The following is a 24,043-nucleotide window of genomic DNA, read 5'->3' on the forward strand; positions in this document are numbered from 1 at the left end:
GAAAAATCTATATTGTAAATGTTATGAAGAGAAAAGAAGAATTTATACATCAAGGAAGCAGTTTTTTGGGCAGGCATCAGAATTACCTATCCGAATTCGTATATGGAGGTATTGATGGTAGTATCACCACATTTGCTGTAGTGGCAGGCGCAGTTGGCGCAGGATTGGACAATGCAGTAATTATCATTCTAGGCTTTGCCAATTTATTTGCCGATGGATTTTCTATGTCAATAGGAGCTTATATGTCTGCAAAATCTGAAAAGCAAAATTTCAGTAAACAGAAAGCAATAGAATATTGGGAAGTAGAAAATTTGCCTGATACAGAACGTCAAGAAATTAGGGAGATTTATATTGAAAAAGGATTTGAGGAACCCTTGCTCAGTCAAGTGGTGGATGTAATCACCAAAGATAAAGATCGATGGGTGGATGTCATGATGAAAGATGAACTTGGTTTGATAGAAGATGATAAGTCTCCATTTCAAACAGGATTATTCACCTTCATTTCCTTTGTAATTATCGGATTAATCCCATTATTGGTTTTTGTGGCAGATTATCTTAATATTGAAATAGACCAAAAATTTCTATGGTCAAGTATTCTTACAGGGATTGGATTTATTATAATAGGCTTTCTCAAATCTAAGGTGACCAATAATTCAATAATAAAAGGAATCTCCGAAACTTTGCTTCTGGGCGGATTAGCTGCGGTCGTAGCCTATTTTGTAGGGGATTTCTTAGAGCAAATCATAAAATAAAATCAGTATGAAAAATATTAGTGATCTTCATGAAAATGATAAAGGCGTTTCGGCCAAGTCCATATTTAAGAGCAGTTTAGGGGGGAATGCAACTTCTATCCAATTATTGAGAAATCAATCATTAAAAGAGCATAGCTCAAAAATAGATGCACTTTTAATATGCATTGAGGGAAAAGTTCTTTACGAAGACGAAGAAGATAATAAGCATGAGCTCTTCCCCGGAGATTTTTTAGATATTAAAGCAGGTGTAAAACATTGGTTAGAATCACCGATGGATAGCCAATTGCTGTTATTAAAATAATCTAAAAAAGGAGATTAGATAAAGCTATCTCCTTTTTCTGCTTTCACAGCATTCACGATTTCCTTTATTTCTTTCTCGGCATTCTTTCTACATATTAAAATTACGCCATCTTGCTCAGCAACTAGGAAATCATGTAAATCTTGAATCACCACCAAATCACTCTTATCAGTAGTTACAATATTGCCTGTCGCATTAAAATTCATAACATTTTTAGGAGCGGCATTATCCTGATCATCTTTTTCGCGAATCTCATGCAGACTCTCCCAGTTTCCTAAATCTGACCAACCAATATCAGCCAGAAGCACAAAAACATTCTCAGCTTTTTCCATTATACCAAAGTCAATGGATATATTCACACATTGGGTATAAGCTTTATTGACAAAAAGATTTTCATTGGTTCCAAAATACTGGCCATCTCCATCTGCAAAAATTTCGGCTAAATCAGGTAAATAGGTTTCATAAGCTTTGATGATACTCTTGGCAGACCAAATAAATATACCAGCATTCCATACAAAATCACCACTTTCGATAAATTTTTGAGCGAGGCCTATTTCAGGCTTCTCGGTAAAGGTTTTTACTTTTTTGATTGTGGCGGAATCAGGTATATATTGAATATAACCATATCCTGTTTCAGGCCTGTTAGGATGCATCCCCAAAGTAATCAATTGATCATTTTTAGAAGCGCTGTCCAAAGCAACAGCAATGGACTGATGAAAAATATCCTCTTTCAATATTAAATGATCAGCAGGTGCAATCACCATGGAAGCATCTGGATTTTCACTGGCGATTTTGTAAGCCGCATAAGCAATACAAGGTGCTGTATTTCTTTTATAAGGTTCTAATAATAACTGCTGGCTTCCGATGTCTTCAATTTGTTCGTGGACTAAATTTTCATATTCCTTATTAGTTACAATGTAAATATTTTCCTTAGGAAATTTAGTCAAAAATCTTTCATAAGTCATTTGAAGTAAAGATTTACCAACTCCTAATAAATCATGAAATTGCTTTGGTTTTCTGGAAGTGCTCACCGGCCACAGACGTGTTCCCGTACCTCCTGCCATGATGATCACATAATGATTTTTATTCATAAGTTTTATGGTTCTGAGCAGCGTAAAAAATAGCCCAAATAAAAAAAATATTTGATATGTAGGTTTGTGGCTTTAACGCCCCTATTAACACAAATGTTATGCGCTTATTTTCTCACGCTCAAAAGTGCAAAAATATAGGTTTAAATTAAAATTCTTTTTTATCAATGCAATGAATTTAAAACTCAATAGTAAATTGGATTTAAATATGATTTCAAGGAAATAAATCATTTTCGATAATATTCTTACACCTACTCCATTATTTATTAAAGATTTTAGGACAATCTTGTTAATATTTTTTATTAAATTCAAAGTATCTCATGATTAGCCATTAAATTTGTCATGAGATTGAATCAATTAGTATTAATTAAGCAATCGTGCTAAAAAAATGATAGAAGAGCAAGAAGCTACTTTAAAAGATAAGTTAAAAGAGGTATTTGGTTATAATCAATTCAGAGGAAATCAAGAGTTGATTATGCAAAACCTTATCAACGGTAAAAATACCTTTGTGATCATGCCTACGGGAGCGGGCAAATCACTTTGTTACCAATTACCTGCAATTTCAAGAGAGGGGACGGCTTTGGTGGTATCTCCCTTAATCGCATTAATGAAAAATCAGGTGGACACACTCGTGGCATTAGGAGTTAATGCCGCCTTTTTGAATTCCACTCTAACTAAGACAGAAATTAAACGAGTGAAAAAGGAGGTCATGAGTGGAGCATTAAAACTTCTTTATGTGGCGCCTGAATCATTAACAAAGGAAGAAAATGTTGAATTTCTAAAACAAGCCAATATTTCATTTGCCGCCATAGATGAAGCGCATTGTATATCTGAATGGGGGCATGATTTTCGACCAGAATACAGAAAAATAAAAGCTATTTTACAGCAGATTTCGAATATCCCAATTATTGCCCTAACTGCAACGGCTACCCCAAAAGTACAGCTTGATATTCAAAAAAACTTGAATATGGAAGAGGCCAATGTTTTTAAATCCTCTTTTAATCGGGAAAATCTTTATTATGAAGTAAGGCCTAAGAATCAGGCAAAGAAACAACTTATCCGATTTCTGAACGAGCGAAAAGGAAAATGTGGTGTTATTTATTGCCTAAGCAGAAAAAAGGTGGAAGAAATTGCGGAATTTCTGAACGTCAATGGATTTAATGCCGCACCTTATCATGCTGGATTAGAAAGTGCCACCCGAATGAAAAATCAAGATGATTTCTTGAACGAAGATGTTGATATCATAGTGGCCACCATTGCTTTCGGAATGGGAATTGACAAACCTGATGTCCGATTTGTAATTCATTACGATACTCCTAAATCCGTAGAAGGATATTATCAGGAAACTGGCAGGGCAGGAAGAGACGGACTGGTGGGTGACTGCCTGATGTTCTACAGCTATAATGATATCCTGAAACTTGAAAAATTTAATAAAGATAAGCCAGTAACGGAAAAAGAAAACGCCAAACTCTTATTAGAAGAAATGTCTTCTTATGCAGAATCATCTGTCTGTAGAAGAAAACAACTGCTCCACTATTTCGGAGAGGAATTTGGCGACTATTGTGGCAAATGCGATAACTGTTTGCATCCTAAAGAAAAATTTGATGCTAAAGATGAAATGACTACTGTTTTGAAAACAGTAAAATTAACCAATCAAAGATTTGGTATCAATCATTTAGTAAATGTAATCAGAGGTTCTAAAGATCAATATGTAAGCAGTTACGATCACGATAAATTGGAAGTTCATGGTGTAGGGGCTGATAGAGATCCTGAATTCTGGAAATCTGTTGTCAGACAAACAATGCTTTATGGTTATTTATCAAAGGACATTGAAAATATTGGTGTTCTTAAAATCAATAAAGAAGGTGAGAAATTTTTAAAGAACCCAACTGATATTCAATTTACTGCCAATCATGTATATACCGATGATGGCGATGAGGATCAAATTGAAAAGGACTCAGTTTCTGCCAAAGCTTTTGACGAGACTTTATACACCCAGCTTAAAGCCCTAAGGAAAAAGGTTGCAAAATCTAAAAACCTTCCTCCTTATGTGATTTTTCAAGATCCATCTTTGGAGGAAATGGCTACAACTTACCCTACTACGAATGAGGAAATGGCAGCGGTAAATGGTGTTGGACTTGGAAAAGTCAGAAAATTCGGAAAGCCATTTATGGAGCTTATCAAGGAATATGTTGATGAAAATGACATCATTACAGCTGCGGATGTAATGGTTAAATCATCTGTCAACAAATCCAAAATGAAGATCTTCATCATACAACAAGTAGATAAGAAAATAGATCTGGAAGAAATAGCTGAAATGAAGGATATTTCTTTTGAAGAGCTCATTGATGAAATTGAACATATTTGCTATTCTGGAACCACTTTAAATTTAGATTATTACTTAAATCAAATCATTGAGGATGATAAGCAAGAAGAAATCATGGATTATTTCTTATCCGCTGAATCTGACAGCATTGATGAGGCATTGGATGAATTTGAAGATGAATTCAGTGAAGAGGATTTAAGACTCATGCGCATTAAGTTTTTATCTACTTATGCAAACTAAAAGCCCCCTATAGTTCTCCCAAAGGGGAAATTTTAGGTATGGGAGTTTATTTTTTTTTAAATAAAAAAAGAGAGGTGAATTTTAATCATAACTTGCGTCCTAAAGTTATTGGTTAAAATAAACAAAATAGAACTAATTAAATGAATATATTAATATTAGGCTCAGGAGGAAGAGAGTATGTATTTACCGAAAAAATAGCGGCAAGTAAAGACTGCCAAAAACTTTTTGTAGCTCCTGGAAATGCAGGTACAGCCACCATAGCTAAAAATGTAAATATAAACCCCACTGATTTTAAAGGTATAGCTGAATTCAGCTTAAAAAATAATATTGATATGATTGTGGTGGGTCCTGAAGCACCCTTAGTAGCTGGAATAAGAGATTATTTTGAAGTTGATTCCGACTTAAAGAATATTCAAATCATTGGGCCCGGTAAAGCCGGTGCTGAATTAGAGGGCAGTAAAGAATTTGCAAAAAGCTTTATGCAGAGACACAATATCCCTACTGCAGCATATGCTACTTTCGAAAAACACACATTATCTGAAGGAATTTCATATCTGCAAACTTTAAATCCACCTTATGTACTGAAAGCTGATGGCTTGGCAGGAGGGAAAGGTGTGGTGATTTGTGAAAATTTACAAACTGCGGAGCAAGCTTTAACGGAAATGCTCCAAGATGAAAAATTTGGTGAAGCCAGTAAAAAAGTGGTTATTGAAGAATTCTTGTCAGGAATTGAGCTTTCGGTTTTTGTTTTGACAGATGGTGAGCATTTTAAAATTTTGCCTGCTGCTAAAGATTATAAACGAATTGGAGAAGGTGATACTGGATTAAATACTGGCGGAATGGGTGCAGTCTCCCCTGTAAAATTTGCAGATGACAATTTTATGGAAAAAGTAGAATCCAAAATCATCAAGCCAACTATCGATGGACTTAAAAAAGATAAAATCGATTACCAAGGATTTATTTTTATTGGATTGATGAATGTTGGAGGAGAGCCTTATGTTATAGAATACAATGTGAGAATGGGAGATCCTGAAACGCAGGTAGTCTTACCAAGATTGAAAAGTGATTTGTTATCCATATTCAAAAGTATGAAGGATAAGAAGTTGGGTCAAGAAGCTTTTGAAATTAGTCATGATACCGCAGCAACGATCGTACTTGTGGCGGGAGGCTACCCTGAAGCTTATGAAAAAGGAAAAGTGATTAAGGGTTTAAAGGATGTAGAGAATGCTAAAGTCTTTCATGCAGGAACAGCTCAAAAAGATGAAGAGGTGGTCACGGCAGGTGGCAGGGTTTTGGCTATAACAGGAATGGGTGACAATTTAGAAATTGCATTAAAAAACGCCTATGCAGGCGCAAATAAAGTCTGTTGGGATGATATTTATTATAGAAAAGATATTGGCCAAGATTTAATGGCTTTAGATGCCTAATGGTCGATTCATAAATGGGAATACTCAATACAGTCTGATGCTGATTAGCCAGCTAAAATTCTCTCCAAAGGGGAGATATAAAAATTAAGGAGGTATTGAGATTCTTATAAAATTATAATCAAATGAATATTCCTCTATTTTTCTTTTGAGGATGAAGTATTCATTTAAATTAATTAAGAATGCTATCATAAAGGTAGCTTAAAATAAAATATATTATGGGATGCTCATCATGTGGTACTAAAAATAAGGATGGCGCCACAACAGGTTGCCAAAATAATGGGGGTTGTAGCACAGGCGGATGTAATAAAATGAATTCTTTCGACTGGCTATCCAATATGGATTTCCCCAATTATGATAATTTTGATATAGTAGAAATCAAATTTAAAGGAGGTAGAAAAGAGTTTTTTAGAAATATACACAATCTTGAATTAACCACTGGAGACGCTGTGGTAGTAGATGTCCCTAATGGCCATCATATAGGTTATGTTTCTTTGCAAGGTGAACTAGTTCGTTTGCAAATGCAAAAGCGAAAAGTTAAAAATGATAATGAAATCAAGGCCATCTATCGTATTGCAACTGATAAAGACCTAGAAAAATGGTATGAAGTTCAGAATAGGGAATTACCTACCATGTACAGAGCCAGAGAAGTAATTCAAGAATTTAAGTTAAAAATGAAATTGTCCGATGTTGAATTTCAAGCGGACAATTCCAAAGCTACATTCTTCTATTCTGCAGAGGAAAGGGTCGATTTCCGAGAACTGATCAAAAAACTAGCAGGAGAATTTAAGATAAGGGTAGAGATGCGTCAAATCTCCTTAAGACAAGAAGCTGGCAGATTAGGAGGTATCGGTAGTTGCGGAAGAGAATTATGCTGTAGTACTTGGCTAACAGACTTCAAAAGTGTCTCCACCAGCGCTGCTCGCTATCAAAATCTTTCTTTAAACCCGAGCAAACTTTCCGGACAATGCGGTAGATTAAAATGTTGCCTTAATTATGAATTGGATACCTATATGGAAGCACTTAGTGGCATCCCTGAAGTAGAAAAACCCATTCAAACCAAACGAGGGACACTTACTTTACAAAAAACGGACATCTTTCGTAAAATCATGTGGTTTAGTTATTCGGAAGATAATATTTGGCATCCTGTAAAAGTGGATAGAGTGGCAGAAATAATTGCACTCAATAAGCAAGGAGAAAAGCCTGATACCCTAATGGAAGATATTTTAGAGATTGAGGATTCCGTTCAAATTAACAGTGATTTAATTAAACTTGACCGAAAATTTTCTAAGCCTAAAAAGAAAAAGAAAAAAGGTGGGAGACCTAAGCCCAATAATCTAAAAGCTGATAAAGAAGGCAAAGCAGGTAACAAAGATAAACCACAAGGAAATCACAAAAAACATAAGGGGAAAAGAAGGTTTAACAAAAACAAAAACAATCCAAATAATAATAAGAAAGATTAATGAAGGCACTATACAGTATTTTAGGTTTAGCGATCCTATTTTTTTCTTGCACCGAAGACCGGTATTATGAGGACAACCAAGATTTTGAAGACAGAATTTGGAATATGGAGGAAACTGCTGGATTCGAATTCGAAATAGATTCAATTGAAGTCCCTTACCAAATCAAATTGAACGTTCGGAATACCATGGATTATTCTTATAGAAATCTATATATAAAATATGAACTTTCTGATTCAACCCATTTATTGGAAGATAAATTACTGAATATTGATTTATTTGAATCAAAAAGCGGAAAACCTTATGGTGAAAGGCAAAGCGATATTTACGCTCATCAATTAATACTTCAGGATTCTGTATATTTCTCTGAAAAAGGAAAATACAAAATTGAGTTGAAACAATATATGAGAGAAAAAAAAGTAGAGGGTATGGTATCGGTTGGAGTACGGATCGAGCAATTAAAAACCCTCAATTAGGTAGGTTTTAAATAAAACTTAACCTTTGCTTGATTTGTAAAGCTCAAATTTCTTAAGAATATGAGCCGCAATTTCATATTCACTTGATCTTTTAATAAAGGCTGGGTCAACATCTAAAAAATGAATGAAATTTGTCAAATCATCCCCTTCCAAACCCGTTAATTTCTTAACAATTTCGGGATTATATTTCTTATCATTTGCGATTTTGCTGCCCTGATTTGCTACAGTTTGATAGTACTTTACTTTATTCTTGTATTCTTTATTGATCTTTTTTACCAAAAAGGAAATAGGTTTAGAAATAGCATATTTAAATGAATTATTATAAGCAGGATCATAATTTTTCGGAATCTTTCCTTTTGGTTTATTTGGTTTCATGCCAAAAGGCACGAATGTATCATCTTCAACTTCCCCCATATCTACTAATTTTCTCCGGAATTCAGCTTCCGTTTCAGGTAAATTGCTCACCCGCACTTCATCAAGTTGAATTACAGCAGGATTCAATTTAATTTTCAGGTATTCAGGATTATTTACGACAAATTGTTTTGAATTAAAATTGATGTTTGAAGCCACTAGGGTATCCCCTTTACTAATCGATAATTTAAAAAAACCATTTTCGTCAGAAATGGCCATTTTATTTTGAGTAGTATTCACAATATGGACTCCTGTGATAGGCATACTATCAGCACTAGATAGAACTTCCCCTTGCAATTCCTGAGCTGAAATTTGAATTGAAAATACTAAAAGTAAGATTAATGTAGATAATATTTTCATAAAACTATAACATCAAATTGAACTTCTGTAGTTAAACGCTTTAGAATCAATATTTATTTGTTTTCATACGCTTCTTTATATTCCTCGAATTTATCCATTATGGTTTTGACAACTTCATAATCATTAGATTCAGTTAAAAAATCATAGTTAAAATCTAAAAAACTCATAAAATCCATAAGTTCGTTACCTTTTAAACCGGTAAGTTCAGTGACAAGTTGCTTATTATATTTTTTTTCATTTGCTGCAATTTGTTCCTTAGAAGCTTTCAGCTCGTAATAATCCCTTTTGGCTTTATGCTTTTTACTATACTTTTTGGTGAAATAAGAAATGGGGATAGTCATTGAGGGGTTAAAATTTTCATCAGCACCAAACACCACATCAGTTTCTTTTTCATAAAGTTTAGGTACTCTACCTTTGGGTTTTCCAGGATTCACCCCAAAAGGAATAAAGGAATCTATCTCCACAACCCCGAGATTGATAACGCTTCTTTTAAAATCTTTCTCGTTTTCCGGGAAATTAGTCACTTTCACTTCTTTCAATTGGATTACATTTGGTATCAAATTAATCATTTTAAATTCCAAATCCTGAACAATAAAACTGGAGGGTTTGAAACTGACATTGGAAATCTTAATTGTATCTCCTATTTCAGCATTTAGCTCAAAATAGCCTTCTGCCGATGTAAATGTTAGCTTTTGCTTTGTTATATTAATTATATGAGCACCTTTAATTAATTGGTAATCTTCTGAGGAGCTTACTATACCCTTAATTTGATTTTGACCCAACAGCAAATTTGGGGTAAAACAAATAATTGAAACTATAAGAATAATACGCATTTAAAAACAAACGTACTAGATCCATGGAAATTATTCTAAAGACCGATCTAAAAGTCTTTTATCCATGTTTTTGGTGGTTTTAGCTCCTAACTCCCTGAGTATTTCCGTCCTTCTAATTAAGTTGCCTTTGCCATCATAAAGTTTTTTCATGGCATCGGAATAACTGTTTTGTGTCGTTTTTAAATTATTGCCCACTTTAAGCAAATCCTCTGTAAAATTGGTGAATTTATCATAAAGCGCTCCTGCTTGTGTGGCAATTTCAATAGCGTTTTTATTTTGTAAATCTTGTTTCCAGATATAGGAAATAGTTCTTAAAGTGGCCATTAAAGTTGTAGTAGAAACCAATACAATATTTTTATCCAAAGCTTTTTCGTAAAGACTATGGTCTTCTTTCAGGGCAATGGTTAAAGCGGGTTCATTTGCAATAAACATTAATACATAATCAGGTTGATTAATGTCATAAAGATTTTGATAATTTTTATCCCCCAACGTCTTAATGTGAGAATACATACTGTCCAAATGATTTTTAAGGAAACGCGCTTGTTTTACATCATCATCCGCATCGAAATAATTACTATAGGCCGTTAAAGAAACTTTAGAATCCAATACTAAATATTTATCATCCGGCATTTTGATGATATAATCCAGTCTCTGATTATCCCCTTCTTCATTTTTATAATTCTTCTCCTTTTCATAATGCACACCTTTTTGCAAACCAACTTTTTCTAAAATAGCCTCCAATTGCATTTCCCCCCAATTTCCTTGAGATTTAGAGTCGCCTTTTAATGCACGCGTTAAGTTTTCTGCCTCCTTGGTAATTTGTAAATTCAATTCTTTAAGGGAGCTTATCTGTTCTTTTAAGGCTGTATTCCAAACAAGACTTTCTTTACTGCTTTTTTCTACTTTCTCCTCGAATTTATCAATCTTTTCACGTAATGGATTGAGTAATTCCCCAATATTAGTCTTGTTTTGATCCGTAAATTTCTTGCTCTTTTCTTCAAATATCTCCTGCGCTAAATTCTTAAACTCGTTTTTGAACTGTTCCTGAAGTTCTGCCAATTCTGATTTATGTTCATCCAATTTTATTTTAAGGTTTTTATAATCCGATTCGACTGTAGATAATTGTCTATTGAGCTGAACATTTTTCTCTCTTTCCTTGGAATGAGCTTCTTTCTCTTCTTTTAATTCAAGCACTAAATTATCCTTCTGGCTTTTAGCTACACTAAGATCTGTTAAGATTTGTTGTTTTTCATTCTTCAAAGTCTCTATTTCCTTGCCACCATTACTTTGGGATTTAAGAATAAAATATGCCAAGACAGCCCCAACTAACAACCCTATGATAACTCCAATAATTTCCATGATGCTTTGATTATAATACTTTACAGATAAACAAAATTAAGGATTCAAAGGCAGAGACAACCTAAATCTCATAAAAATTATATCAAAAAAATGGGCATAAAAAAAGCCGGATAAACCGGCTTTCTTTATTGATTATATAATGTTATTAATTTAATACGAATCTAATTGGTATTACCCTCTGAGAACGTACTGCTCTACCTCTTTGCTTACCAGGTGTCCATTTTGGTGCATTTTTCACTACTTCCACAGCTACTTCATCACAACCTCCACCAATACCTTTAACGGCTTGTACATCAGTTAATGAACCGTCTTTCTCAATTACGAACTGCACATATACAACACCTTCAATCCCCATTCTTTGGGCTTGACGCGGATATTTATCATTTAATTGATTAGCAACGTAATCATAGAAAGCCTGAATTCCACCTTGAGGTTCTGCTTGTTGTTCCACAATTTGGAATACCTTATCCACTTCCTCTTCTTCACCTTCTTCCTCGAATACCATATCTTCAATAGCATCATCTTGATCCATGTCCATGTCCAAGTCTAATTCTATTTCCTCTTCAATTTCCTCTTCATCAGGAATCTCAATGATTTCAGGAAGCTTTACTTTTGGTGGCGGGGGAGGTGGTTGCTCCGTTGGCGGAATCTCCATGATTTCCTCCATGTCATCATTCACCGTACCTAAGTCCATGGCCGGCCCTTCATCATAAAATTTGTATTCAAAAGCAAAAAACACCAAGGAAATGGAAACTACCAGTCCTATATTCAAAAAAAGCGTTGACTTTTTATTGATGTCTGCTTTCGGATTCTTTTTAAGTTCCATAATTCAACATCGTTTAGATAGTAAAACTATTATTTAATGATTTAAATTCAAATTATCTTATCAATCTTTTCAAATAAATTCGAATTAAATTTTATAAATCAGATAAAATACAAACCATCCTGCAAAAACTCCAAGACTATTTGCCAACATATCCGAAAATTCCAAACCTCTTTCAGGAATGAATGTTTGACCTATTTCAATTGCCAATCCGTATGCTATACTTATGGTGATTGCCAAAGGGACAGCTTTATAACGAAAATACAAAAAGGTATATTGCTTTGAAAACCCTAGTATAAGGAGGAAACATAAGACCGCAAAGACAAAAAAATGAGCAATTTTATCAAAACTTAAAAAATCCCAAACATTTGTAATTGGCATTGACTCCCCGGGTGTTAAACCCAATAATAAAATGAGCAAAAACCAGATGATTCCAAACAGGTTATACCTGAGAAACATAATTATTCCCCTATCAATTCTTTGTAATCCTCAGCAGATAACAATTTTTCAACTTCGGAAGGATCAGACAATTTTAATTTAATCATCCAGCCTTTTTCGTATGGGTCTTCATTGACAGATTCAGGAGCATCTTCCAATTCTTCATTAAATTCCAAAACTGTGCCGCTAATAGGCATAAATAAATCAGAAACGGTTTTTACTGCTTCCACAGTTCCAAAAACTTCCCCCTCCTCAATTTCCTCGTCAACAGTTTCTACTTCAACATATACAATGTCTCCTAATTCACGTTGTGCAAAATCAGTAATGCCAACATAAGCTTCATCACCTTCAACTCTCACCCATTCGTGATCTTTGGTGTATTTCAAATTCTCAGGAATATTCATTCTTAAATTATTTTAAAATGGCTAATGATTAATATTTTCCCAAAATTACATTCTTTTTTCGGATGCAAAAATATTTATTGCAATCCGAAGCGAACTTGTACACCGAAGGACGTATTTGTGGTTGGAAATGAGTTTTGAACCCTTGGTTCATTAAAGTTCCTCTGGAAATAAAAATTGAGGTTTAGTCTTTCATTCACCGTATAATTAATGGTGGGCCTCAGTTGAAAATTTATGGTTCCATCAACCAACACATTCCTACCATCATCTAATGTTCGTTGGACCACTTCCGTATCCCTAACTGTCACACTTAATTGCATCGTTAAATCATTATCGAGTGAAACTGTTCTTCCTTTTACTTTAAACGGTAAAGTAAAATTAGGATCAGTAAACCCAATATCTATCACAATATCATTGCTTTTTTGATCTGTAATTTGAGATGTTTCAGTACTCAATGCTACATTTCTTTCTTTTTTATATTCAAATTTAGCCGTTAACCTTCCCGAACTTCTCAAACTCACCCCTATTAAAGGTGAAAAACGCTCAGAAATTAATACTTGCCCAATTGTATATACCGGCAAATAAAATCCACTATCGGAAACTACGGTAGGTAATGGGTAGTCTTCTATGCTATTGCTAAGATTTAAATTGCTTTCGCCACTGTAAACCGCATTATTAATATAATTATTGATGGTTAAGGTGGATACATAGGCATGGCTTAAACTGACACTAGGAAAAACTTCCTTTATTGCTTTGATATTGGACAATCCTTTGTAATCAACTCGCCAATTAGGAAGAGGTAGCTTTGGAAATGGATTGTTAGATATTTCATCTGGAGAAGTGCCAGTGTAGGCCGCTAAAAAAGAAGGGATTAAAACATCTTGGTGATTTAATTGGTACTCACCCCCACTTGAATTAAGCGAAGATAGCCTTTGTCGCATTATCTCTCTATTTTGACGGACTTCCTCAAAAATTGATGAGCTATTTTCGTCTGTAGAAACAAATGCAGTATTGATCATATTGTAACTCATTACATAATTCCCACTTCTCGTTGGTGTGAGGTTTACAAATGCATCCGCTTCATCACTAAACCTAAAAAGCTCACTATAATTTTCATTCACCGTTCTATTCACATCCAATTGAATACTTAAATCTTTGGCAGGTTCGAGTGTAGCTTTTAAATCGAGCGTTTTGACGATAGATTGCGTATAAAAATTCGATTGAGAAGTTGATTTAGCCAGCCAATCATTCTCTGCTGCTCGAAACCTAATGCTTGGGTCTTGGCTTCCAAAAACAAATGGAAGACCTGGTGCTGTTAAAGACGAATCAAGTCCGAAAAGATAAGCTCTATTTCTAAATCCAGGAAGCATGGTCCCTCCTCTTTCAGTATAGCTACCTGTTATATTTTTCACAGACATCAGAAGTTTTAAAAATCCTTTCACAATTGGAGCTCCCGGTTGTGTCCAGGTAGTGTCTTCTTGATTTGCCCTTAGCCTTGGAGGATTATTGATACTGTTCAAAATCTTCACTTTATTGTAAAGTTTGTTCATATCCAATCTGGAATTCAAGCCCCATTCACTGCTATTTTGTATGAGATGACCTAAAGTATCTATTTGATTTAAAGACCCTGAAGTCCAATTAAAATCCACCTTATATCGAGCCTCAGCAGAAACCCAATCTGTAAATGGAATTTTACTTAATGGGATTTGGTATCCCGTCACTACACTTTGGTCAAAATTCTTCATCCTTCCAAAGTTTTGTAAATTGGTCATTATACTATCTCTTTTTGCTTCCGTATTGATTTCTCCCGGAGCCTCATCAATAATTGAAAATGCTCTAGCCGTGTAATTGATATTAATATTTTCCGTTAGATTCCAATCTAAATTATAATTTCTGTTCAATGTGAAAGATTTTTGGAACTGTGGTTCAATTCCCTCTATACTTAGCCTATCATTTCTTAATTGTGTTTTAATATAACTTCTATCCAAGTCGGCACGAAGCCCGAATGTTGAAGGCAAAGGATTGATATTGAGATCCTGAATCAATTTCAAATATGGAGAACCTAAAAAACCAACTTCTTTCAGCGGAGCTATACTGGCATTTGGAAAACCGTAATTATAACCAACTGCCCCCTTATAATTTCTGGTCTCGAGTTGGGCCGTTTGCAGATTACTCCTGTTGATATCGCTATAAGCATAAGTAAAATCAAAGTTGGATATGGCAAAAGGTAAAACCAGTTTGTCTGTTTCTTTCCTTTCCTTCCTTACATTAGTGAAATTTATACTTCTCCTAACTTCTTGATCGACTACCAGGTTCCTATAATCTTCCGCTTCTTCTGCCGTTTCAAAACTTTCAAGTGCTGCTGTGAGTGGTATATCAGGATCTCTAGGATCAAAAAACGGGGTGGCAGTAAAAGTTTGATAACCCAAATACATTGGAATTTTTACTCCAGACTCGTCTCCAAAAAACTTACCTAAACTTATGTTGGCTGAAACATCATAAGCTTCAGTAGTTTCCCTTGTTCTTTGGGCAATATTTTGTTCAATACCACCGAAACCTACTGTTGAATAATTGGTTCCCATAGTGATATTCGCAAAGTCGGCTAATTTTGCATTCAAAGTGGCATTTGCCGCCCAACCGTTGGTCTGATCAAAATCAGTCACCCGCATTTCATTAGCCCAAACACAAACATCTTTTGGTAAAGTACTTCCCCCATCTGGGTTGCGAATACCCACCATCATGGTTTGTACCGAACTCATATCTGGCCGACCTCTTACAGTAAGTGTATATTTTCCGAATTGATCGGTATAGGGTAACAAAATATTTTGATTTCCTAATTCTCTATTTCTTTTTGATTTCAGCTCATATAATTTATTGATATCAAGATTAATTTCATTTTCCAATGGCCAAATATCCCTTGGGTCTGTTGTTTGATATGGCGTTATTTTTAATGGGATTTCAATTTCATAATAATTATCGTCAAAATCAGTACCCAATCTCACGAAGGCGGTTACATCATCATCTTCTACATTTGCACCTTGCGCATGCAAAAACATTTTCAGGGTATTGTAATTGATTAAATCAAAATTTACGTTTTTAAAAGCAGCAACAGCTTTTCCTTCTTCAAGATCATCAACACATAATTGTATGGACTTTTCATTTTGCCTTACTTGATTTGCCACTGCTGCAATATCTTGGTCACGGGTTATGCCAGGCGGTAATACGTAAGGAACTTTTCCTGGCCCATTTTCTGAGTTAGCTTCTATACTCACTGCAGAAATCACCAAATTGGATGGCTTTTGTTCTGGGGTTTCGATAATGCCTGTTCTGGCCAAAGACCCATTGTACTTCCTCCATTGAGAACCCACCAATCTGAAATCAGCCATTCTGAGTACAACCGGTTGTTCAAAATCTGTAAGTACAGTCCGAATATAACGGATGGTCTTAAACCCTTGAATATCTCCTTGAGTTCTTGTAGGATTTCTTACCGGAACCCTAAACAAGTACCACTTTACATTTTCATTTTCGCTTGAAGCGGTCACTTCATCCACAATCAATGGATTATTAGCAACATTCAAATTAGCTTTTGTTAAGGGTACTTCGTATTCATAGTATTCTTCCAGAGTAGAAACCGTTCTGTCATTATTCAAATCTTCTGAATCTGGATATCTGCTACCGGAAGGATTAAAATCTTCTCCCCCGTTCCCAGCAGGAGTATTTCCTTCCATATTGCTGAAATATTTATAACGTTCCACTATCGGTGCTTCCCTTGAATCAAATTCATCCCCTAAAAAATATTGGAAATTATCTGCCGATACATCATCTAAAATCCTAGCTTTTGCCTCTTCGGAAATGGCCGGGTTAGCATTAATTTCATTTACAAAGTCAGCATAGAATTCACTCTCTAAGTCGTTTCTAACCCCATCCAGACCAATATCTTGATTAGCCCTTGCAGAGGGTTCGGTTGAAAAAACATCAGTTATAGGTGCGTTTGAAGGGACTCTACCTTCTTCCGTAAGATCCACCTCTGCAGCATTATCATAATTAGCTGGCAGTCCGTTTTCATAAGCCAATTTATTATCGGGCAAAATGTCTTCAGATACACTGCCTAAATTAAAATAAAGCTTACCCCCTGTAGTATTATTTGTAGCATCTTCAGACCCATCATCAACTATACCTCTTTCAGTTTCAATAAATGGATCCATCAACCAAAATTCAATGTACTCGATATTATTTTTATCGAAATCCACTTCAGAAGTTATAGCCCTTGTAATACCGCCCCAGTTCTGTTTAGGATTTTTCAAAAGGCCGTCAGTTGTTAGGTCGCTATTAAAATTATACATTCCTCTTTCTTCTGGGAAATAAGCAATATCAAAAGTTTGTTGGGCATTTAAGCCAATATTTTGGTCTCTATTTTTATATATTTCTTGGGCTGAAACATATCTGGCATAATGGTTTTCCTTAGCTTCATCTGAAACTTCGGGTAGATTTTGACCCGATCTGTTATAGAAAGATAGGTCAATATTATACCATGCAAGTTTAGCCCTTTTTTTATTTGCTCCGTACTTTCCTTGTCCAAAAAACCGGTTATCCTGTGTTGCTGGTGTGGCGGCTAAATTCCAGCTAACAAAATCACTTCCAAGATTATTAACTGTTACAGATTGTTCAAAATCATCCAAATAGGCCGTGCCCTCACCATCGACCTGACTGCTGGTGCCTGGAATTAATTGGGCAAACTCACCTCTGAAAGTTAAGGAAGAGGGCGCTTTGGTATCAATAAAAGGAATAAAATCGACCATTTTGGTTAAAAAAGGAACTTCATCGCTGTAATTCAAATCCAGTCCCCATTTCGTATTACTAGATGGCTCAGAGCCGATTGTATAGCGAGAAACTCCTAAAGGTCTTTGAGTGTGTCTTAAAACCGTAGCACCAACATTGAATTTATCACTTACAACATAATCAAATCGGGTTCCTATTAGGGTTTTGGATTGAAAATTGAACATATCCTCCGTTTCGAAATCAATATCCAAATCTCTACCTGAGCTTAGGATTCCCTCATTCAAAATAATCACTCGCCCTAAGTTATAATCAACTCTATAATCAATTCCTTCTTGGAGGGGAGTTCCACCAGCACTTACCCTAACTGAATTTTCGGCAATATTAAGACCCGGCAAAGCAATTTCAGTAGATGATCCGCTTTCATACTGACCCTTTATAAAAAATTTGTCCTTAGAAGTGAGCTGTTGTGCATCATTTTTTGTGGAGCGGTATAAGGTATTGAATACATATTTACTTTTAAATGTTTGTTCATCATCCCTAAACTGCTGATCCAAACTGTTGCCGAATGGCTCTAGTACTGGAAAAATTATTTTACCCTCTTGCTGATTGATTGTTAAGCCATTTATATAATCAAAATTTCCATCTGGTTGTGGGTCATTATTTTGATTTAAGCTATCAAGATTAAAAACTCTAAGCAAAGGAATGTCTCTTAAAGAACTTTCATGCAAACTGGGATTATCCTGTCCAGTTCTATCATCTCTATAAATAATCCTTAACTGAAACCCATCTTGGCTGATTTGATTTCCTTGAAGATTGTAAATATTTTTCATCATCAAATCCCAAGAAGGGACATCCACATTAATTTTTGAAGGTCTTAATAATTTCAACAACACTACATCATCATCAGGCCTACTTCCGTAATTTTCAGCCATTTCACCTACCTGATAACGTTGGCCATTATAAGTATATTCATAGGCAACCGCCAACATTTCATCGTTTTGTAATTGTCTTCTCAGAGAGATATAACCTAAAGCTTTATCGAAACTATATTCAGTTGCATCAAGTTTTCGAGCAACATTTATGATTTCATAATCAACCGTACGGGAGAGTTCAGGGCTGGAAGTCTCAAGAGAATTTAGGAAATTATCGTAATTCTTACTGTAGTTATTGATTTCAGCCCACAGACCATTGGCATCATTGTCAGTTGGGCTACTATTGGGGGTGCCTGATTGTAAGTATTGTGTTTGGTTTACATTATTAGGATTGGCTTCACCCAAATCCATAAAAGCAGCTATAGATCTTAAATTTTGTGTGTTTTGGTTTCTATTCAAAATATATACTTCCACCCTTCTGATGTCCAGACTGGAATTGATCCTTGGCAATCCACTTAACCATCTTTCGTAATTATTTCTAAAGAAATGACCTAAAAAGAAATGTCTGTTTTCATCATAATCAGAGGATCTTACTTCAAATTCTTGCCTTTGCGAGCCACCCTCTACCTTTACACTTTCGGCTTTACCTCTCTGTGTGGAGGCTACACTGGTAATAAATAAATGCCCGAATTGCATTTGTGTTTTTACTCCAAATAGATTTTGAGCGCCAGACATTAAGGAGTTATTGACTGGCATACTCACATTTCCAATTTCAATTTTCTTTAATATTTCTTCTTCATAGCCAGTATATTCAACTTTCAAATCATTTTGGAAATCAAAGGAATTATTATTGGCAAAATTGGCTGTAACGGCAAGCTTTTCACCTACTTTACCTACCGCATTCATATTAATTTGCTGATCAAATTCGAAGCTGGAATATCTTTGTTGTTGCACTGGCAGATTTGGGTTTTCATTTCGGGTAAATCTTCCACCAAAATCCAAAGTGATAAATCCATTGGGAATTAGCTCCACAAAACTGCCCCCAAACAATCTGTCGAAAACGGGACTTACATATAGCGGTGGAATCAAAGACCTACCGCTTACAGCGCTTTCACCATCCAATCCCAATGACCTTTCTTTCCAATATTCCTTTAAAATCCGATCGTCCTGGTAATTTGAAAATTCCTCATAAGTCATGGAAGAAGTGGGTCTAAAATCAATATCCCCAATGGTTTCATAAATTGAATAGTTGAAACCTGTGTCAATTTCCACATCCAAATTTAAGGCGGCAGGATCTTCCAGTAAGAGGGGGCTATTGCCTAAATCATTGGAAAAAGGATCTCCATATCGGTCTTGCGCCTGATAGGTTGGTCTTCTGCTTGGTTGATAGTTTTTTACACTGTCGGCTCTAGTACTATCTGTTTTGACGGTATCTTGTTTAACAGAATCTTGATCTTGTCGAACCTCTTGAAACATTTCAAAAGCGAATCCGTTATTTTTTGAGAATAGTTTATTGTGTCCTCCAATTAAGAGGAAAAAAACTATTGAAACCCGTAAAAGAAGTTGAAAGCTTCTACTTTGCAAAATACAATTTAGTTTAGGCTGATTTTAAGGCTTGCTTAATTAATTGCTCTAAAGTAATATTTTCCTCATTAGCTTGCAATATCTTATCAATAACCTTTTCAGCAGAATTTTTAGCGAACCCTAAATTCGTCAAAGCAGATAACGCTTCATTCCTTAAGCTATTGTTCGAAACCACTGAAGAATGGCTGGATTCTGAAATTAATCCTTCTTTTTTATATTTATCTTTCAATTCTAAAATCACTCTCTGAGCAGTTTTGCCACCTATTCCTTTAATGGATTGAATTTGCTTTACGTTCTCCGCCACTATTGCAGACTTAATTTCATTGGGATTCATGGCAGAAAGCATTCCAATTGCAGTTGATGGTCCAATTCCAGAAATTCCGATTAAATCTAAAAACATTGTTCTTTCTGCGGGTAAATAAAACCCATATAAAGTTTGAGCATCTTCTTTAACATGGAAATGTGTTAATACTTTCGCTTCTTTTTGATTTTTTAAGGCATCGTAAGCTGATAGCGGAATATTAACATGATAACCTACTCCACCCACCTCAATGATTAGGTGGGTAGGTTCTAATTCTACTATAAGTCCTTTTAAAAATGAAATCATAAGTTAGATCGGTTCTGGTGGTCTTGTGCATCTACAACTGAAATAGCCACCATATTAACTATTTCTCGGATGGAACTACCCAACTGAAGAATATGAACTGGCTTATTCATGCCCAATAAAATAGGGCCTATGGCTTCTGCATTTCCTAATTCCATCAATAATTTATAAGCAATGTTTCCTGAGGCCAAGCTCGGGAAAATAAATGTATTGGCACCTTTATCAGCAAGTTCGCTAAATGGATAAGTTTCCTTCAGCAATTCTTCATTTACTGCAATATTGGCCTGAATATCACCATCAATAATTAAATCAGGCCATTTTTCTTTAGCAATTTTCCTCGCCTTCGCTGTTTTTTCAGGAATTTCACCTTTGCTACTTCCAAAATTAGAATAAGAAAGCACGGCCATTCTAGGCTCAAAACCAAATACCTTCGCTCCTCTAGCTGTCAATCCAATAATTTCCACTAATTCATCAACTGTTGGATTAGTATTCACTGTGGTGTCAGAGAAAAAGAAGGTGCCCTTTTTAGTTAATAAAATGTACATACCTGCTACTCTTTTACCATCCTCGGAGCCAATAATTTCTAAAGCTGGACGGATTGTTTTAGGGTAATCTTTTGTCAGCCCGGAAATCATGGCATCCGCTTCGCCCAATTCCACCATCATGCTACCAAAATAATTTCGGTCACGCATTAATTTTACAGCTTCATATTGCGTAACTCCTTTTCGTTTTCTTTTGTCATATAGCACTTTCCCATACTCTTGACGCTTTTCATCATCAAGGAAATTATCAATGATATTGACTCCTCCTAAATCCAATTGATGAGTTTCAATAAGCGCTTCAATTTTTTTGCGGTTACCCAATAAAATCGTTTGAGCAATTCCTTCATCAATCACCATTTGTACTGCTTTGAGGATATTGGCATTATCAGCCTCCGCAAAAACTACTCTTTTAGGGTCTTTCTTAGCTTTAGTTAAGATACGGTTCATCAATTTTTGATCGACCCCTATTCTTTTTTGAAGCTCAACATCATATTGGGCCCAGTCTCTAATATTCGTCTTTGCCACTCCTGATTTCATGGCAGCATTGGCCACTGCAGGCGAAATGGTTGTAATTAACCTAGGATCCAGCGGTTTTGGGATTAAATATTCCCTTCCAAATACAATTTTTTGATCATCGTAGGCCTTGTTAATTAATTCCGGAACAGGTTGTTTGGCCAATTCAGCAATTGCATAAGCGGCCGCTAATTTCATTTCCTCATTTATGGCGGTGGCCCTCACATCTAGAGCTCCTCTAAAAATATATGGGAAACCGATTACATTATTTACTTGATTAGGATGGTCGGATCTTCCCGTGGCCATGATGATATCTTTTCTGGCCGCCATTGCATCAGCATAAGGAATTTCAGGATCTGGATTAGCCAAAGCAAATACGATAGGGTTATCGGCCATTGCTTTTATATGTTTTTTATTGATGACATTTCCTGCAGAAAGCCCAAGAAAAACATCAGCACCTTTCATGGCATCCATTAGGTCATGGATATCTTTATTTTCCGAGGCAAAGGCTTTACCTTGATCACTTAGGTCATCCCTATCCTTAGTCAACAAACCTTTTCGGTCAAACATATAAATGTTTTCAACTTTTGCCCCTAAAGAATGGTAGAGTTTGGTACATGAGATGGCCGCAGCACCAGCACCCATGACAACAATTTTAACATCCTCAATTTTTTTTCCGACCAATTCCAATGCATTAATAAGTGCGGCACTGGATATTATGGCCGTACCATGTTGGTCATCGTGCATGACCGGAATATTCATCTGCTCTTTTAAAGCAGTTTCGACTTCAAAACACTCAGGTGCTTTAATGTCTTCTAGATTGATGCCTCCAAAGGTAGGTTCAAGGGATTTTATTATTTGAATTAGTTTTTTAGGATCCTTTTCTTGAATTTCAATATCAAAAACATCTATACCAGCAAATTTCTTAAATAAAACCCCTTTACCTTCCATAACAGGTTTTGAGGCATCGGGACCAATATCCCCCAGGCCTAAAACCGCTGTTCCATTTGAAACTACGCCCACTAAATTACCTTTAGCGGTATATTTATAAGCATTTTCTTTATCCTTTTCTATTTCTTTGCAAGGTTCAGCCACTCCAGGTGAATAGGCTAATGCCAAATCCGATTGAGAGCTTAACATTTTTGTGGGCACCACTTCAATCTTTCCAGGCGTGCCTTGCATATGATAATTTAATGCGTCTTGTCTGCGAACTTTTTTAGGCATAATAATATATGTGAAAATGAATGACTTATGTAAAACAGGAGAATAACCAAATTCTCCTTAATGAAAAAAATGTATATTAAAGTAAATTTAGGAAAGACTATGACAAATTACAGCTTAAATCAGTCTTTAATACTCTCAGGAACTTTAGCAGTACCTAAAATTGCCTTTAACCTGCGCATAGGTTCACGCTTTGATTCTCCGGGAGCATCTAAGTAACCTTCTAAATAATACAAATCACCTGATTCTTCATTAGCAAACAGATAGCTAACAAATGCCCCTCCTCTTGAATTATCGGAATATTTCCATAGTCCTTTAATTCTTAAAGCATAATTATTATTGAGATTAATAGTGTCGATTACAAAGTCCATCTCGTCCTGACTGGTTAAATGTAAGTCAGGAAGATCTTTGTCTGTAATATATTTTTGCCCTAAAGAATTTCTTAATGATTTAATATTAGATGGATCAAAAACCGATTCATCCGTATAAGGCATCTTTACCAACCAAATATTAAATTCCTCTTTAGTATCTAATTCCCTCAACCAAATAAAATCACCACTTTTTTGAGCAATATCAAAGCCAACTGGAATTATTAATTCAAGATTTAATGAATCTTCTATATAATTCATAATTCCTTTTTGTGCCGTTTTTTTGAAGCTTGACACTAATCTTTCCGCTTCTTTATCGTTAAAAAATTCCTTGATGCCCGATTTATTAGCTTTTATATTTTTGATGAGTTCTTTTTCATTCCTCCCAAAAAGGTAAAGCACCTCTTGTCCTCTTGCATAAACATCCTCCTGATTAAAAGAAAATAGATCAGGGTTTTGCTCTATTTGATTTAAGGAATTCTCGGTGAAATATCTTTTCATGTATTTTCCTTCAGGCTTTTGGTTATCCAAAGTAGCTACAAACATTAAATTCTGAGAGGCTTTAAAAACACTGTTGAATTTGCTTGGGTCAACTGGTTTTAAATCATATAATTTTTCGTCTTGAGGTAAAACCTTGACATTAGATGTAAAAATTTCTCTTAGTAAATCACCAAGTTGACTTTCCCATAAACTAGGTGGAATTACTAAAATCACCTCACCAGATTCACCCCTGGCTTTTTGCAAAGTAGATTTTGAACTATCATCTTCCTGCCCTCCTTTGCCTTCATCATCGCATGAAATAGTGAAAAGTGAAATTAAAAATAATACAGCTAAGTAATATAATTTATTGATTTTAAACATGACTTTAGAA

The 24,043-nt window shown here is 35.3% G+C and carries 17 protein-coding genes; 6 read left to right on the plus strand and 11 right to left on the minus strand.

All coding sequences use genetic code 11. The features are described from left to right. Positions 1-23 precede the first annotated feature (23 nt). Together ACFE0M_RS01400 and ACFE0M_RS01405 are read left to right on the plus strand one after the other, a co-directional pair. The gene (locus tag ACFE0M_RS01400; protein ID WP_434543953.1) at positions 24-752 is read left to right on the plus strand and encodes a VIT1/CCC1 transporter family protein; all 729 of its coding nucleotides are present in this window, start codon (positions 24-26) and stop codon (positions 750-752) included. 7 nt (positions 753-759) lie between these two features. Then, on the plus strand, positions 760-1,053 hold the full coding sequence (locus ACFE0M_RS01405) for a cupin domain-containing protein (RefSeq protein ID WP_434543954.1): 294 nt from the start codon (positions 760-762) through the stop codon (positions 1,051-1,053). 14 nt (positions 1,054-1,067) lie between these two features. Here ACFE0M_RS01405 and ACFE0M_RS01410 read toward each other — a convergent pair whose 3' ends face one another. Then, the gene (locus ACFE0M_RS01410) at positions 1,068-2,141 is read right to left on the minus strand and encodes a mannose-1-phosphate guanylyltransferase (RefSeq protein WP_434543955.1); all 1,074 of its coding nucleotides are present in this window, start codon (positions 2,139-2,141) and stop codon (positions 1,068-1,070) included. Between the two features lie 385 nt (positions 2,142-2,526). Between ACFE0M_RS01410 and recQ the strand changes: the two genes are divergently transcribed. The 4 genes from recQ (at position 2,527) to ACFE0M_RS01430 (ending at position 8,064) form a co-directional block, all read left to right on the plus strand. Then, positions 2,527-4,704 (plus strand): DNA helicase RecQ, encoded by a 2,178-nt coding sequence (gene recQ / locus ACFE0M_RS01415; protein ID WP_434543956.1) that lies wholly within the window; start codon positions 2,527-2,529, stop codon positions 4,702-4,704. A gap of 140 nt (positions 4,705-4,844) precedes the next feature. Continuing rightward, positions 4,845-6,131 (plus strand): phosphoribosylamine--glycine ligase, encoded by a 1,287-nt coding sequence (purD, locus tag ACFE0M_RS01420; RefSeq protein ID WP_434543957.1) that lies wholly within the window; start codon positions 4,845-4,847, stop codon positions 6,129-6,131. A 215-nt stretch (positions 6,132-6,346) separates the two neighbouring features. Further along, complete coding sequence (locus ACFE0M_RS01425) at positions 6,347-7,591, plus strand: PSP1 domain-containing protein (protein WP_434543958.1); 1,245 nt, start codon at positions 6,347-6,349, stop codon at positions 7,589-7,591. Next, the gene (locus tag ACFE0M_RS01430; protein WP_434543959.1) at positions 7,591-8,064 is read left to right on the plus strand and encodes a gliding motility lipoprotein GldH; all 474 of its coding nucleotides are present in this window, start codon (positions 7,591-7,593) and stop codon (positions 8,062-8,064) included. Before ACFE0M_RS01425 ends, ACFE0M_RS01430 begins: the two co-directional genes overlap by 1 nt. Before the next feature lie 18 nt (positions 8,065-8,082). Here the strand turns inward: ACFE0M_RS01430 and ACFE0M_RS01435 are convergent, their stop codons facing one another. From ACFE0M_RS01435 to ACFE0M_RS01480, 10 genes are all read right to left on the minus strand, one after another. Then, positions 8,083-8,835, minus strand: a complete 753-nt coding sequence (locus tag ACFE0M_RS01435) for a carboxypeptidase-like regulatory domain-containing protein (protein WP_434543960.1) — start codon at positions 8,833-8,835, stop codon at positions 8,083-8,085. A 53-nt stretch (positions 8,836-8,888) separates the two neighbouring features. Then, on the minus strand, positions 8,889-9,617 hold the full coding sequence (locus ACFE0M_RS01440; RefSeq protein WP_434543961.1) for a hypothetical protein: 729 nt from the start codon (positions 9,615-9,617) through the stop codon (positions 8,889-8,891). Positions 9,618-9,698: 81 nt separating this feature from the next. After that, positions 9,699-11,027 (minus strand): DNA recombination protein RmuC, encoded by a 1,329-nt coding sequence (gene rmuC, locus ACFE0M_RS01445; protein WP_434543962.1) that lies wholly within the window; start codon positions 11,025-11,027, stop codon positions 9,699-9,701. 145 nt (positions 11,028-11,172) lie between these two features. Then, positions 11,173-11,853 carry an energy transducer TonB gene (locus tag ACFE0M_RS01450; protein ID WP_434543963.1) on the minus strand — a complete coding sequence of 227 codons (681 nt, stop codon included), beginning with the start codon at positions 11,851-11,853 and terminating at the stop codon, positions 11,173-11,175. A gap of 84 nt (positions 11,854-11,937) precedes the next feature. Beyond that, complete coding sequence (locus ACFE0M_RS01455; RefSeq protein ID WP_434543964.1) at positions 11,938-12,309, minus strand: VanZ family protein; 372 nt, start codon at positions 12,307-12,309, stop codon at positions 11,938-11,940. A gap of 2 nt (positions 12,310-12,311) precedes the next feature. After that, positions 12,312-12,692, minus strand: coding sequence for a glycine cleavage system protein GcvH (gcvH, locus tag ACFE0M_RS01460; RefSeq protein WP_434543965.1), 381 nt, complete (start codon positions 12,690-12,692; stop codon positions 12,312-12,314). Between the two features lie 74 nt (positions 12,693-12,766). Further along, complete coding sequence (gene sprA / locus ACFE0M_RS01465; RefSeq protein ID WP_434543966.1) at positions 12,767-19,924, minus strand: cell surface protein SprA; 7,158 nt, start codon at positions 19,922-19,924, stop codon at positions 12,767-12,769. Between the two features lie 13 nt (positions 19,925-19,937). After that, entirely contained in the window at positions 19,938-20,531 is a 594-nt protein-coding gene (ruvA, locus tag ACFE0M_RS01470; RefSeq protein WP_434543967.1) for a Holliday junction branch migration protein RuvA, read from the minus strand. Continuing rightward, positions 20,528-22,807 carry an NADP-dependent malic enzyme gene (locus tag ACFE0M_RS01475; protein WP_434543968.1) on the minus strand — a complete coding sequence of 760 codons (2,280 nt, stop codon included), beginning with the start codon at positions 22,805-22,807 and terminating at the stop codon, positions 20,528-20,530. The genes ruvA and ACFE0M_RS01475 overlap by 4 nt, the downstream gene beginning before the upstream one ends. Positions 22,808-22,926: 119 nt before the next feature. Then, positions 22,927-24,033, minus strand: a complete 1,107-nt coding sequence (locus ACFE0M_RS01480; protein ID WP_434543969.1) for a DUF4837 family protein — start codon at positions 24,031-24,033, stop codon at positions 22,927-22,929. Positions 24,034-24,043: the final 10 nt, after the last annotated feature.

The organism is Marivirga sp., assembly GCF_051117495.1.
Lineage (GTDB): Bacteria > Bacteroidota > Bacteroidia > Cytophagales > Cyclobacteriaceae > Marivirga.